This is a genomic window from Micromonospora sp. DT31, assembly GCF_049841795.1.
In the GTDB taxonomy this organism is placed as follows: Bacteria; Actinomycetota; Actinomycetes; order Mycobacteriales; family Micromonosporaceae; genus Micromonospora.
This window is the reverse complement of record NZ_JBNCKZ010000007.1, coordinates 146,403-159,949: the sequence shown is the minus strand read 5'-3', so window position 1 is coordinate 159,949 and position 13,547 is coordinate 146,403. Positions and strand designations below refer to the sequence as shown.

Genomic DNA, 13,547 nt, shown 5'->3' with positions numbered 1-13,547 from the left:
GCACCCGATGTGCGACGGTGGCCGGTTCGTTGGTTCGTTGACCGCTCCGGATCGCGTGTCGCCCGAACGGGTGGACGCCCGCGGGAGCAAGACGAACAGGAAGGACCGGGCATGACCGAGCTGACCGGCGCCGTCTGGCGTACCAGCAGCCGCTCCAACGACCAGGGCCTGTGCGTGCAGGTGGCCACGAACGTGGTCGCCGCGCACGGAGTGGTGGGCGTACGCGACTCGAAGGACCCGGGCGGTCCCGCGCTCGCGGTGAGCCCGCCGGGCTGGTCGGCGTTCGTCGGCGCGGTGCGCGGGGGCGCCCTGCGGGGCTGAACCCGGCCGAATCCGGTGCCCGGGCGCACGGGGCTGCCGGGTGGAAATGTCGCCGCGGGGCTCCCCCTCGACCGTTACGGCCCGTACGGTGGACGCCACGGGAGGTGCCTATGTCCACGGTGACGGTTTCCGCATTCGTCGAAGCGCGGGACGCGGACCTGTGGCGGCTGCTCACCGACCTGCCGACCCGTGCCGAGTGGCTCACCGCGGTCGGCACGATCGAGGTGCTCACCCGGGGCGACGTCGGTCCGGGCACCACCTGGCGGGAGACCCGGGGCCGACCCGACGGCGGGACGGCCGTGGAGGAGTTCGAGGTCGTCGAAGCGGTCCGGCCGGGCCGCCTGGTGCTCGCCTCCCGCGGGGCCGGCGTGGACTACCGGATCACCTGGACGCTGCGCACCGTCGAGCGGCGGCGGCGCGGCTGCACCGAGGTCACCGTCGAGCAGAAGGCGATGCCGACCCGGCCGTACGGCCGGGTCCTGGCGCTGATCCTCGGCGGCCTGGCCGCCCGGGCGGTGGAGGGCGCGCTCCGGCGTGACCTGGCCGACCTGGCCCGGGCCGCCGGCCCGGCCCCTTCCGCCGAGGCCGCCTGAGCCGAGCCGGCCGCTCGCCGCACCCGACGCCGGTCCGGCCGGTAGGGTGCCGGGGCGGAGGTGGCGGATGGCGAAGGCCGCGATGCGGCAGGTGGTGGCGGCCGCGAGGCGGCGCCCCCTGGTGGCGCTGGTGGCGGTGCTCGCCGTCGTGGCGTCGGTCGTCGTGGTCGTCCGGGTGCTGAAGCCGGCCGACGTCGACACCGTCGCCCGGGATCCGTACCCGGCGGCGCCCGCGCCGACCGCCGGGGTGATCGCGCGGCTGCCGGTCGCGCCGCTTGTCGTCGACGGCCGGCTCCGCGTCTACGCCGGCACCCGACAGGTGTACGCGGACCAGCCGGTCACCGGCCGGCACCGGGTCACCCCGTTCTGGTCCTACCGGCGCTGGCCGGCGAAGCTGGTCGGGGTGCTGGCCCAGGACACCACGGTGGTCAGCCGCTGGTCCGACGGGAAGCTCGTGGCGTTGGACGCGCGTACCGGCCGGGTGACATGGCAGGCCGACGGCCCGGAACCGGGCGCGGTGCAGCAGCCCCGCCGCACCTACGCCACCACCGTCTGGGACCCCGCGGGCCTGCACGTCGCCCGCACCGCCGACGGTCGCACCGTGCTGCTCGCCGCCGGGCCGGCCGGGATCGGCGGGTACGCCCTCACCGACGGTCGCCGGCTGTGGCGGGCCGAGGTACGTCGGGACTGTCGGGCCGACGTGGGCACGACGGCCAGCGGCGAACTCGTCGGGGTGGACCGCTGCGACGGGACGGCGGCGATCGAGCTACGGAACGCGGCGACCGGTGCGGTACGCACCCGCTGGCGTCCGCCGGACGCACCCGCCCAGCTCACGGTCACCCCGGTCGGCTGCCGGTACGGGCACTCCGGATGCCGGGGCCTGCGTACCGCCGGACCGGGCGGTGAGGGCAGCCGGGGCTGGCTGGTGGCCGACCCGGGCGATCCGACGGCCGCCTCCGGCCTGGACGGGCCGGACACGGCGCTTGACGGCGAGCGGGTGGTGGACACCTCCGGTGGGGTGGTGACCGGCCGCTCACCGCGCAGCGGCGAGGAGCTGTGGCGTCGGTCCGACCTCCACCCGGCCCGGGTGCTCGCCACCGAGCCGGGCCGGGTGCACCTGCTGACCGACAGGCGGGAGCTGGTCACCGTCGACCCGATCACCGGCGCCACCCGGTCCCGTTTCGTGCTGGACCTCGGCCGCGACGGCATCGGGTGGCTTCCGGGCCGGGCGTTCGCGGTCGACGGCTACGTGACGGTGGAGCGGCTGCGGGAGGACGCCCGCCCGGCCGACGACGACCAGGGCTACTTCCTGATGGCCGAGCCGGTGCTGCTCGCCGCCACCTGAGCGGGGCGGCGGGCAGCGGTCGGACCGGCGGGGTCGGAGGACCCGGTCAGGCCAGCGCCGCCTCGGCGGCGGCCAGGAACGCGTCGTTCTCCGTCGGGGTGCCGATGGTGACGCGCACACCGTCGCCGGGGAACGGCCGGACGATCACGCCACGCGCCTCGCAGGCCCGGCCGAAGCCGACCGCCCGCTCACCCAGCGGCAGCCAGACGAAGTTGGCCTGGCTCTCCGGCACGTCCGGGACGAACTTGCGCAGCGCCTCGGTGACCCGATCCCGCTCGGCCACCACCAGCGCGCAGCGCCGGCGCACCTCGTCGGCCTGCGCCAGCGCGGCCAGCGCGCCGGCCTGGGCCGCCGTGCTCGTGGAGAACGGGGTGACCACCTTGCGTACCGCGGCGGCCACGGTCGGCTCCGCGACGAGCCAGCCGATCCGCAGGCCGGCCAGGCCCCACGCCTTGGACAGGGTGCGCAGCACCGCCACGTTCGGCCGGTCCAGGTAGGTGAGGCCGTCCGGCACTTCCGGGTCCGTGACGAACTCCCGGTACGCCTCGTCGATCACCACAAGCACGTCGTCCGGTACGGCGTCGAGGAAGCGGTCCAGCTCGGCCCGGCGCACCGACGTGCCGGTCGGGTTGTTCGGGTTGCAGACGAGGATCATCCGGGTCCGGTCGGTCACCGCCGCCGCCATGGCGTCCAGGTCGTGCCCGTGGCCGGCGTCGTTCGGCACCCGCACGCTCGTCGCGCCGCTGGTCGCCGCGATGATCGGGTACGCCTCGAAGGAGCGCCACGAGTAGAGCAACTCGTCACCGGGCAGGCAGGTGGCGCGGACCAGGTGCTCGGCCAGCGCCACCGAGCCGCAGCCGGTGGCGATCCGGTCAGCGTCCACGCCGTAGCGCTCGGCGAGGGCCTGACGCAGCGCCACCACGCCCATGTCCGGGTAGCGGTGCGAGCCGGCGACCGCCTCGGCGACCGCCTCCACCACGCCGGGCAGCGGGCCGTACGGGACCTCGTTGCTGGCCAGCTTGATCGCCTCGGACAGCCCCAACTCGCGGGCCAGGTCGGCCGGGCTGCGGCCGGGCACGTAGTTGGGCAGCGCGTCCAGGTCGGCGCGGGTGAGCCGCAACGGCGGCTGGTGACGTCCGGTGTCGGTCATGAGGTGTCTCCCGGGGGGTCGGCGGGGTCGCGCGGGGTGGTACGGGGGTCGGACCGGTTGCGGGGCAGCTGGACCACCACCGTCTGCGCCCGCTTGTCGTGCAGCGCCTGGCGCAGCGGCTGGTCGAACAGGGGCGATACCGCGTCGACGAGTTGCAGCAGCAGGCCCAGCCCGCAGCAGTACCAGAGCAGCGTGGGCAGGCCGAGCGTGCTCCAGCGCCGGGTGGCCCGGCCGAAGCCGAGCGGCTGGTCCGCCTCCACCGGCACCGCGCGGACGCCCATCAGCCGCTTGCCGAAGGTCTGCCCGCGCGCCGCCATCGACGGCACCTCGTACGCGTACCAGAGCGCCGTGGCGAGCAGCAGGATCGCGAGTTGGAGGCCGCCGGCCTGCTGGTCGATCTGGGGCAGTCCCTCGGTGGAGGTGTCCCCGTTCATCGCCCGGCGCATCGACTCCCGCAGGTAGGGCCAGACCGCCTCGACGTAGCGCCACACGAACCAGCCGTTGACCACGGCGTTGAGCAGGAACACCACACCGAAGTCGATCAGCCGGGCGGCGAGGCGCGCCCCGTACGAGGCGAGCGGCAGCCCGTGCGGCTCCGGCGTCGGCGGGCGGCCCGGCCAGTGCGGGTACGGCCAGCCCGGCGGGGGGCCCTGCTGCGCCGACCCGACCTTGCCCTGTCGCCCGGGTTCCGCCGGCCACGGTCCACCCGGCCCGGCTTGTCCGGGCTGTCCGGGCCACGGGCCGCCGTGTCCGGGCGCGCCCGGCTGACCGGGTCTGTCCGGTGACGAGCTGGGGGCGGCCACGTCCGGGGTGCCGCCCGTGGCGGTCCCGGGTGTCGCGACGGCCGGCGCCGGCTCGGGCTCGGCCGGCGGAGGGCCGTCGGGTGGCGTGACGTCGACCGGGATCGGCGCACCGATCCAACCCTCGCCGTCCCACCAGCGGCGGGTCTGGGGGTCAGCGGGGTCGACGTACCAGCCGGGCTGCACACTCACCGACTCGTCCTCGCCCTCGTCCTCGACTGCGGGGCTCGCAGGCCCGGCTCACTCCTCGCGCTCACGGTGCCTACCTCAAGTTCCCGCTGCGGGGCTCGCAGGCCCGGCTCACTCCTCGCGCTCACGGTGCAACCTTAACGACGACGGTTCCGGCGAACTTGTCGTGTAGGCACTGCTGCCAGGGCTTGTCCCAGAGCTGCCAGAAACCGTCCAGGTAGCTGAGGAACGGCACGAACGACCCGGCGGCGAACTCGACGAGCCAGCGCTTGCCCATCATGCCCCGGGTCAACGGCGCGCCCGGCTGCGTCGGGACGACCCGCAGCTTCATCGCCTTCTTGCCGAGCGTCTGCCCCGTCCGGCGGGCGTACTCCACGTGGTAGAGCCAGTAGAAGGCCAACAGCAGCAGCAGGATCCCCGCCTCGGCGGCGAGCAGCGGCAGGAACACGTCCGTCCAGAGCTGATCCGGGTCGGGGCCGTACGGACCGGACTGCTCCAGCGTGTCGAAGACCTGGAGGAAGACCAGGAAGAACATCGGCACGAAGAGCACCATGGTGAACGCCATGGCGACGGCGGTGTCGATCAGGTAGGCCAGCAGTCGGTCGCCGAAGCTCGCCAACGGTCGGCCGTCGGGTGCCACCGGGGGTGGGGCGTACCCCGGGCCGTACCCGGCCGGGGGGTAGCCGGGTGCGGCGGCGAACGTCGGTGGGGTGTGCTGCATGGGTGGCCCGCCGGGCGGCGAGAAGCCGCCGCCCGCGGGCTGGTGCCCGGCAGGCGGCGGCGTCGTGTGCAAGGGAGGTTGGGTCACGCCGACAGTGTTACAGGTTGCCGCGCTTCTCCTGCTCACGCTCGATCGCCTCGAACAGGGCCTTGAAGTTGCCCTTGCCGAAACCGAGCGAGCCGTGGCGCTCGATCAACTCGAAGAAGACCGTGGGACGGTCCTGCACCGGCTTGGTGAAGATCTGGAGCAGGTAGCCGTCCTCGTCCCGGTCCACCAGGATCTTGCGGGACTTCAGCTCCTCGATCGGCACCCGGACGTTGCCGATGCGGGCACGCAGCTCCGGGTCCTCGTAGTAGGAGTCGGGCGTGTCCAGGAAGTCCACGCCGGCCGCCCGCATGGCGTCCACGCTGGCCAGGATGTCGTTGGTGGCCACCGCGATGTGCTGGGCGCCGGGGCCCTGGTAGAACTCCAGGTACTCGTCGATCTGCGACTTCTTGCGGGCCACGGCCGGCTCGTTGAGCGGGAACTTCACCTTGCGGGTGCCGTTGGCGACCACCTTGCTCATCAACGCCGAGTAGTCGGTGGCGATGTCGTCGCCGATGAACTCGGCCATGTTGGAGAAGCCCATCACCCGCTTGTAGAACTCGACCCACTCGTCCATCCGGCCCAGCTCCACGTTGCCGACCACGTGGTCGACGGCCTGGAAGAAGCGCTTCGGCTGGAGGCCGGCGGCGATCATCGGCTGCCGGTCCACGATCGGGCCGCGGGCCACGAAACCGGGCAGGAACGGGCCGGTGTAGCGGGACCTGTCGACCAGGCTGTGCCGGGTGTCGCCGTACGCGGCGATGGACGCCATGCGCACGGTGCCGTGCTCGTCGCTGACGTCGTGCGGCTCGACCAGACCGGTGGCGCCCTGCGCGACGGCGTGCGCGTACGCCGCGTCCACGTCCGGGACCTCCAGCGCGATGTCGGAGACGCCGTCGCTGTGCTTCGCCACGTGCTGCGCGCCGTCGGCGTCCGGGCGTACCGCGCCGGTCAGCAGGAACCGGGCCGACCCGCTGGTCAGCACGTACTGGGCGTGGTCCCGGTAGCCCTGCTCCGGCCCCCGGTACGCCACGCAGGTCATGCCGAACGCGGTGGAGTAGTAGTGCGCGGCCTGCTTCGCGTTGCCCACCAGGAAGTGGACGTGGTCGAGGCCCCGGACCGGGAACGGGTCGCGGCTGATGTCGTGGTCGACGGCGCCGACGAGCGCGTCGACGTCGACGCCTTCCTCGGTGGACTGGGGTCGGTCGATCGCCTGGGTCATGGTGGCCTCCCTCGCGTACCGGCCGGCCTTGCGGGCCGCCGTGGATGTGCTGTTCCGGCGAGGATCCACGGGCGGCCGGTAGTTGGGCAACAGTTGGCCTTATTCCTGGTCAGGTTGTGCATTCGGTACGGTTGGGCACCATGAACACTGGTCAGGATGTACAGCTCGACGACCTGGACGCCCGCTTGATCGAACTGCTCGCCGAGGAGCCCCGGATCGGGGTGCTGGAGTGCTCCCGGCGCCTCGGCGTGGCCCGGGGCACGATCCAGGCGCGGCTCGACAAACTCGTCGACCGGGGTGTGGTGACCGGCTTCGGGCCGGACGTCACCCCCGCCGCGATCGGGTTCGGGGTGACCAGCTTCGTCACGCTGGAGATCAGCCAGCGGCACGGACACGACCAGGTCACCGCGCACCTGGCCGCCATCCCCGAGGTGCTGGAGGCGCATACCATCACCGGCTCCAGCGACCTGCTCTGCCGGATCGTGGCCCGCTCCAACACCGACCTGCAACGGGTCATCGACCAGATCGTCGCCTCGGAGGCCATCCGACGGGCCTCCACCATCATCGCGCTGGCCGAGCAGATCCCCTACCGCACGTTGCCGCTGGTCCGCTCCGCCGCCCGGCGGTGAGGGGAGGCCCCGCCGCGTCGGTGCCGGGCAAGAAGCGCCGCGACACGCGCCGCGCGGGACCCGCGGTGCGGTGATCGTCGCTACCGTGTGCGGTGTGAAGGGCCTAGGCGTACGCGGCTGGTTGCTGCTCGGGCTCGTCACCGTGGTCGTGCTCGCCGCCACCGGGGTCTGGAACCCCTTCCCCGCCCTCTGGGACTGGGTCGACCGGAGCAAGCCGATCTCCGAGCCGGACGTGGTCTGGCAGCAGCGCGTCGGCGGCACCCCGCGCAGCGTCACCATCGCCGGCGACACCGTGATCGTCGAGCAGCGGACCCGGATCGAGGCGCGCCGACTCACCGACGGCACCCAGCTCTGGGAGCGCAAGGCCGACTGGTCGGCGGTCGCCGGCTCCGGCCGGACTTCGGTCGTCGCCGTGGGCAAGCTGCTCGACAAGGGATACGAGGTGCTCGACCCGGTCAGCGGCGTGACCCGTCGCCGCGACGACCGGGCGGTCGCCGTCTGGACGTACCGGAACCTGCTGCTCGACGCGTACTGTGTGCGGGCGACCGACTGCACGTTGCGGGCCTGGGACCCGCGCGGCACCGCGCCGCTGTGGAGCGCGTTCCTGCCCGGCGTGCACAGCGGCGTGCTCGCCGACAACCCGGAACTGCTCGGCACGCGGCGGCTCGACGCGAACCGCATCGACGACGGGGTGGCCGGGCCGGAGCCGGTCCCGCCGCTGCTGGGCTTCCCGGTCGACGGCCGGGTGCACGTGGTGGACACCGCCACCGGCCGGGTGTTGCAGAACGTGGAGCCGGGCCGCGACGAGCGGCTGGCGGTGGTCGGCGGTCGGCTGCTGCGGATCGCGGCCACCTCCCAGGACGGGAACTGCTACTTCGTCATCACCGCGGTGGACCCGGCGACCGGGCAGCAGGTGTGGCGGCGCTCCGGAATCAACCTGCGCACCGCCGACAGCGCCGGCTGCGCGCAGCGGGAGGACCCGCAGGGCGCCCGCAACGTCCTCATCGGCGTCGCCCCGGACGGGCGCGAGGCGGTCCTCGACGGCTACGACGGGCGATCGCTCCAGGTCGGCGCGGCCGGCGAGAAACTGCTCGCCGTGGACGACCGCTACGCGGTGGTGCGCAGCGCCGACAAGGGTTCGCTGCTGGGCCGGGAGCTGTCGGCCGACCGGACCCGGTGGACCCGGCCGGCGGGCGGGCGCAGCGGCGCGGCGCTCACCCCGTACGCGACCGTGATCACCGAGGAGAAGCCGTCCCGGCTGATCGCCGTCGACCCGCGCGACGGCCGGGTGCTGGCCGAGCTGCGTACCCCCGCGAACGCGCTCGCGGTCGGCCCGAACGGCATGATCATCGGTGAGGGGCGGGAGATCGGGTACGTCCGTTGGGGCGCCGGTTCGGCCGGCGTACCGCCGCCGGCGGGCGGGGACGGCGGGCCGGTGCCGGACCCCGGCGACACCTGGCGACCGCCGAGTGACCAGGGCAGTTGCGGGCCCAAGCGGGAACTCTGCGTCAACGGGTCGTGACCACAGGTGACATAGGCCTCCCGCGGCACCGGCGGGTGTCGACGATCGACGGCTCTGCCCTAGGCTTTTCGGTCATGAGCAGTGCCGCCGCCTTCTCGTACGCACCCCTGCTGCCGACCGGCCCCGACCAGACGGAATACCGCCTGGTCACCGACGAGGGCGTGGACGTCGTCAACGGCCCCGGGGGCCGCCGGTTCCTGACCGTGGACCCGGCCGCGCTGACCGCGTTGACCGCCGAGGCGATGCACGACATCGCCCACTTCCTGCGCCCGGCGCACCTGGCCCAGCTCCGGGCGATCATCGACGACCCGGCGGCCTCGCCGAACGACCGGTTCGTCGCGCTCGACCTGCTGCGCAACGCCAACATCGCGGCCGGGGGTGTGCTGCCGATGTGTCAGGACACCGGCACCGCGATCGTGATGGGCAAGCGCGGCCGGCACGTGCTCACCGACGGCACCGACGCGGAGGCGGTCTCGCTGGGCGTCTTCCAGGCGTACACCCGGCTCAACCTGCGCTACTCGCAGCTCGCCCCGCTGACCATGTGGGAGGAGCGGAACACCGGCAGCAACCTGCCCGCCCAGGTGGAGATCTACGCCGAGGACCCGGACGGCCACCCCGACGCGTACAAGTTCCTCTTCATGGCCAAGGGCGGCGGTTCGGCCAACAAGTCCTACCTCTACCAGGAGACCAAGGCGCTGCTGAACCCGACGCGGATGATGCAGTTCCTGGAGGAGAAGCTGCGGCTCATCGGCACCGCGGCCTGCCCGCCGTACCACCTGGCCGTCGTCATCGGCGGCACCTCCGCCGAGTACGCGCTGAAGACCGCCAAGTACGCCTCGGCGAAATACCTGGACGCGTTGCCCGTCCAGGGTTCGATGAGCGCGCACGGTTTCCGTGACCTGGAACTGGAGGCCCAGGTGCTGGAGTTGACCCGGAACTTCGGCATCGGCGCGCAGTTCGGCGGGCGCTACTTCTGCCACGACGTCCGGGTGGTCCGGTTGCCCCGGCACGGCGCGTCCTGCCCGGTGGCGATCGCGGTGTCCTGCTCGGCGGACCGGCAGGCCGTTGCCAAGATCACCCCGTCGGGTGTCTGGCTGGAGCGGCTGGAAACCGACCCGGCGCGGTTCCTGCCCGACGTCACCGACGACACGCTGGACGCCGAGGAGGCCGTCCGGGTCGACCTGAACCGCCCGATGGCCGAGATCCGTGCCGAGTTGTCGAGATACCCGGTGAAGACCCGGCTGTCGCTCACCGGCCCGCTTGTCGTCGCGCGGGACATCGCCCACGCGAAGATCGCCGAGCGGCTGGACGCGGGCGAGCCGATGCCGCAGTACCTGCGCGACCACGCGGTCTACTACGCGGGCCCGGCGAAGACCCCCGAGGGGTACGCCTCCGGGTCGTTCGGTCCCACCACCGCCGGCCGGATGGACGCCTATGTGGAGAAGTTCCAGGCGGCCGGCGGCTCGATGGTGATGCTGGCCAAGGGCAACCGGTCCGCCCAGGTCACCCGCTCCTGCCAGGCCCACGGCGGCTTCTACCTCGGCTCGATCGGCGGCCCGGCGGCCCGCCTGGCGCAGGACTGCATCAAGCACGTCGAGGTGCTCGAATACGCCGAGCTGGGCATGGAGGCGGTCTGGCGGATCGAGGTGGAGGACTTCCCGGCCTTCGTCGTCGTCGACGACAAGGGCAACGACTTCTTCGCCGAGGTCACCAAGCCGGTGCTCACCGTCGGCCGGCGCTGACCACGGACGTGTGCGAAGGGCGCCCGGGGAGTTCCCCGGGCGCCCTTCGACATTCGCGCCGGGCGTCGAATCTCGGCACGCCGGTCGGCCTCGTGGCCGGGTGGCGTGCCGCCCCCTTTACTGTCGGCGCCGGCAAGCGGATCCAGTGTGGATGCCGGTGCTGTCGATCCACTATCGGATCGCTATTGCCTGGATGCGACTTCCCGTGACTGTCGGGCTACGCTGCTGGGCGGACGCACATGGCGGCGGGAGCATGAATGCGGTTCGAGATCCTCGGGCCCTTGCGGGTGGGTGACGGCGACACCGTCGTCAGCGCGGGTCGGGACCGGATCGTGCTCGCCGTGCTGCTGCTGCGCCCCGGCCGGGTGGTGCCGACCGAGGAGTTGGTCGACGCGGTCTGGGAGGAACGGCCCCCGGCCACCGCCCGGGCCCAGCTCCAGATCTGCGTGTCCCGCCTGCGGCAGCGCCTGGTCCAGATCGGGATGTCGGCGATGACCATCGTCACCGACCCGGCCGGGTACGGCATCCGGGTCGCACCGGACGACCTTGACGCCGAGGTCTTCACCCGCCAGGTCGAGCAGGCCCGTGCGGCGGCTGCCACATCCCGGACGGTCGACGCGTGCGCGCACTACCGGGCCGCCCTGGCACTGTGGCGTGGCCCGGCGCTGGCCGGCATCCCCGCCCGCAGCGTGCGACGGCGGGCGCAGACCCTCGACGAGCAGCGACTCGCCGTCCTGGAGGAGTGCGTCGACCTCGAGCTGCGGCTGCACCGGGCGGCCGACCTGGTCGACGAGCTGACCGAGACGGTCGAACAGCATCCGCTGCGGGAACGGCTGCGCGGACAGTTGATGCTGGCCCTGTCGGCGGTCGGCCGGCAGGCGGACGCGTTGGCCGTCTACCGGGAGGGTCGGCGGATCTACGCCGAGGAGCTGGGCATCGAACCCGGCCCGGCCCTGCAGGAGCTGCACCAACGGGTGCTCGCCGGTGACCTGGCGCGCAGCGGCCCGGAGGGCGCGGCCGCCGCCCCGGTCCGGGCGCTGCCCCGGGCGATCAGCGACTTCGTCGGGCGGCAGCAGACCGTTGCCCGGCTGCTCAAGGAGATCGAGGAAGGTGCCCGGGTCCATCTCATCGACGGCATGGCGGGCAGCGGCAAGACCACACTCGCCATCCAGGTGGCGGCCGTGGTCGCCGACCGGTTCCCCGATGCGCAGCTCTTCGTCGACCTGCACGGGCGCGGTGAACGCGCCCCGGTGGGCACCGGCACCGGGGTGGCCATGCTGCTGCGGCAGCTCGGTGTGCCGGCGGAGCGGATCCCGACCGACCTGGCGGACCGGCTGGCGATGTGGCGGTCGGAGCTGGCCGACCGGCGGGCGGTGGTGGTGCTCGACAACGCCGCTGATCCGGCGAAGGTCGCGGCGTTGCTGCCGAACGGCCGGAACTGCCTGGTGCTGATCACCAGCCGGCGTCGACTCATCGGGGTGGACGAGGCCCGGCCGTCCTCGCTGCCGGTGCTCGACGCCGACGAGGCGGTCGAGCTGTTGGCCCGGGTGGCCGGCCCGGAACGGGTCGCCGCCGAGCCCGAGGCGACCGCGGAGGTGGCCCGCCGCTGCGGGTACCTTCCGCTCGCCCTGCGGCTGGCCGGGGCCCGCCTCGCACACCGTCCCCGGTGGCGGATGGCGGACCTGGCGCAGCGGCTGGCCGGGGCGGTGGACCCGCTCGCCGAACTGGCCGCCGGGGAGCGCTCGGTGGCCGGGGCGTTCGCGCCGTCGTACGACCAGGTGTCGCCGACCGCCCAGCGGGTCTTCCGGCGGCTGGGTCTGCACCCGGACACCGTCGTCGACAACCGGGTGCCCGCCGCGCTGGCGGACCTGGGGCTGTCGGCGGCCCGGGACGCGCTCGACGAGCTTGTCGACGAGCACCTCATGGAGGAGGTCAAGCCGGGCCGTTACCGGCTGCACGAACTGATCCAGGCGTACGCGCGGATGCTCAGCACGGGAGGCGAGCCGGCCGAGGAGCGGCGCGCGGCGATCGCCCGCCTTCTCGACCATCACCTCCAGGTGGCCGCGGCCATCTCGGACTCGGTGGAGCGGAGTGCGCTGCTGGAGCAGTTGGACCTGCGGAAGCCGTTGCGCCCGGACCTGGTCGACGCCACCGTCGGGTTCGGGGTGCCGTGGTTGGAGGAGAACCGGTCGACGCTCGCCGCGTTGGTCCAGCTGGCGGAGGCGGAGGGGTTCCTGCGGCAGAGCTGGCAGTTGGCACGGGTGGGTTGGCTCACCAACTTCTACGGCGGCCACCTGGACGACCTGATCGAGACGCATCAGGTCGGCCTGCGTGCCGCCGAGCGGATGGGTGACGACACCGCGGTCGCATTGATGCTCCGCTACCTGGCCTCCGCGAACTATCGACGGGCGCGGTTCGCCGACGCCATCCGGTTGACGGAGAAGGCCGTCGAGATCTACCGGCGGCTGGAGCGGCCGACGGAGCTGCGTCACGCGCTCGGCAACCTCGGCACCCTCTATGCGGTGAACGGACAGCACACGCAGGCCATCGAGATGCTCACGGCGCTGTCCCGCGGGACGCGCGACCTGACGTCGCTCGTATACACGCTGAACAATCTCACGGCATCCATGATGTGGAGCGGGCGGTACGAGGAGGCCCTGCGCACGTGCCGCAACAATCTCGGGCTCGCCCGGCAGGCGGGTGACCTGCGTCAGCTCGGCAGCGCCGTGGGGCATCTCGGCATGGTGCGGCACCGGCGTGGCGAGCACGCGCCGGCCCGGCGGCTGCTGGCCGCCGGGCTGAGGTTGAAGCGCGAGATCGGCAATCGCTTCGGCGAGGGTGAGCTGCTCAACGAGTTGGGCATGATGGAGTGTGCGGAGGGCCGGCCGGAGGCGGCGGCCGAGCGGCACCGGGAAGCCCTCGTCGCCATGAACGACGCCGAGGACCTGATCGGCCAGTGCCACTCCCGGAACCTGCTGGCCCGGGCGGTGCTGGAGCAGGGCGACGTGACAGGCGCGCTGGATCTGTTCCGCGGCGTGCTCGCCGACGCCACCCGGCTCAGCGCCCGCTATGAGCAGGCCCAGGCGCTGGACGGCCTGGCCCGCTGCCTGCGGCACACCGACCTCGCGCAGGCCCGCCGGTACGCCAGCCGCGCGGTGACGCTGTTCCACCAAGTCGAGTCGCCGAACGAGCGGGAGAGCGCGGCGCTGCTGGCCGAGCTGGGCTGAGG

At 73.2% G+C, this 13,547-nt stretch carries 11 protein-coding genes; 7 read left to right on the top strand and 4 right to left on the bottom strand.

Annotated elements, in window-relative coordinates; all coding sequences use genetic code 11:
* Positions 1-111: 111 nt before the first annotated feature.
* The 3 genes from ACLQ2X_RS14555 (at position 112) to ACLQ2X_RS14545 (ending at position 2,259) form a co-directional block, all read left to right on the top strand.
* Positions 112-321, top strand: coding sequence for a DUF397 domain-containing protein (locus ACLQ2X_RS14555; RefSeq protein WP_425681538.1), 210 nt, complete (start codon positions 112-114; stop codon positions 319-321).
* Positions 322-431: 110 nt separating this feature from the next.
* Positions 432-914 carry an SRPBCC family protein gene (locus ACLQ2X_RS14550; protein ID WP_425681537.1) on the top strand — a complete coding sequence of 161 codons (483 nt, stop codon included), beginning with the start codon at positions 432-434 and terminating at the stop codon, positions 912-914.
* 67 nt (positions 915-981) lie between these two features.
* Positions 982-2,259 (top strand): PQQ-binding-like beta-propeller repeat protein, encoded by a 1,278-nt coding sequence (locus ACLQ2X_RS14545; RefSeq protein ID WP_425681536.1) that lies wholly within the window; start codon positions 982-984, stop codon positions 2,257-2,259.
* Between the two features lie 46 nt (positions 2,260-2,305).
* Here ACLQ2X_RS14545 and hisC read toward each other — a convergent pair whose 3' ends face one another.
* The 4 genes from hisC to hppD form a co-directional block, all read right to left on the bottom strand.
* Positions 2,306-3,409, bottom strand: coding sequence for a histidinol-phosphate transaminase (gene hisC / locus ACLQ2X_RS14540; RefSeq protein WP_425681535.1), 1,104 nt, complete (start codon positions 3,407-3,409; stop codon positions 2,306-2,308).
* Positions 3,406-4,401, bottom strand: a complete 996-nt coding sequence (locus tag ACLQ2X_RS14535; RefSeq protein WP_425681534.1) for an RDD family protein — start codon at positions 4,399-4,401, stop codon at positions 3,406-3,408. The genes hisC and ACLQ2X_RS14535 overlap by 4 nt, the downstream gene beginning before the upstream one ends.
* Positions 4,402-4,522: 121 nt before the next feature.
* Positions 4,523-5,206, bottom strand: coding sequence for an RDD family protein (locus tag ACLQ2X_RS14530; RefSeq protein ID WP_425681533.1), 684 nt, complete (start codon positions 5,204-5,206; stop codon positions 4,523-4,525).
* 10 nt (positions 5,207-5,216) lie between these two features.
* Positions 5,217-6,425 (bottom strand): 4-hydroxyphenylpyruvate dioxygenase, encoded by a 1,209-nt coding sequence (hppD, locus tag ACLQ2X_RS14525; RefSeq protein WP_425681532.1) that lies wholly within the window; start codon positions 6,423-6,425, stop codon positions 5,217-5,219.
* A gap of 140 nt (positions 6,426-6,565) precedes the next feature.
* Between hppD and ACLQ2X_RS14520 the strand changes: the two genes are divergently transcribed.
* The 4 genes from ACLQ2X_RS14520 to ACLQ2X_RS14505 all read left to right on the top strand — a co-directional run bounded on the left by ACLQ2X_RS14520 (position 6,566) and on the right by ACLQ2X_RS14505 (position 13,545).
* The gene (locus ACLQ2X_RS14520) at positions 6,566-7,054 is read left to right on the top strand and encodes an Lrp/AsnC family transcriptional regulator (protein ID WP_425681531.1); all 489 of its coding nucleotides are present in this window, start codon (positions 6,566-6,568) and stop codon (positions 7,052-7,054) included.
* 85 nt (positions 7,055-7,139) lie between these two features.
* Entirely contained in the window at positions 7,140-8,576 is a 1,437-nt protein-coding gene (locus ACLQ2X_RS14515) for a PQQ-binding-like beta-propeller repeat protein (RefSeq protein WP_425681530.1), read from the top strand.
* Positions 8,577-8,650: 74 nt separating this feature from the next.
* Positions 8,651-10,318 (top strand): fumarate hydratase, encoded by a 1,668-nt coding sequence (locus tag ACLQ2X_RS14510; protein ID WP_425681529.1) that lies wholly within the window; start codon positions 8,651-8,653, stop codon positions 10,316-10,318.
* A gap of 257 nt (positions 10,319-10,575) precedes the next feature.
* Complete coding sequence (locus ACLQ2X_RS14505; protein WP_425681528.1) at positions 10,576-13,545, top strand: BTAD domain-containing putative transcriptional regulator; 2,970 nt, start codon at positions 10,576-10,578, stop codon at positions 13,543-13,545.
* Positions 13,546-13,547 lie beyond the last annotated feature (2 nt).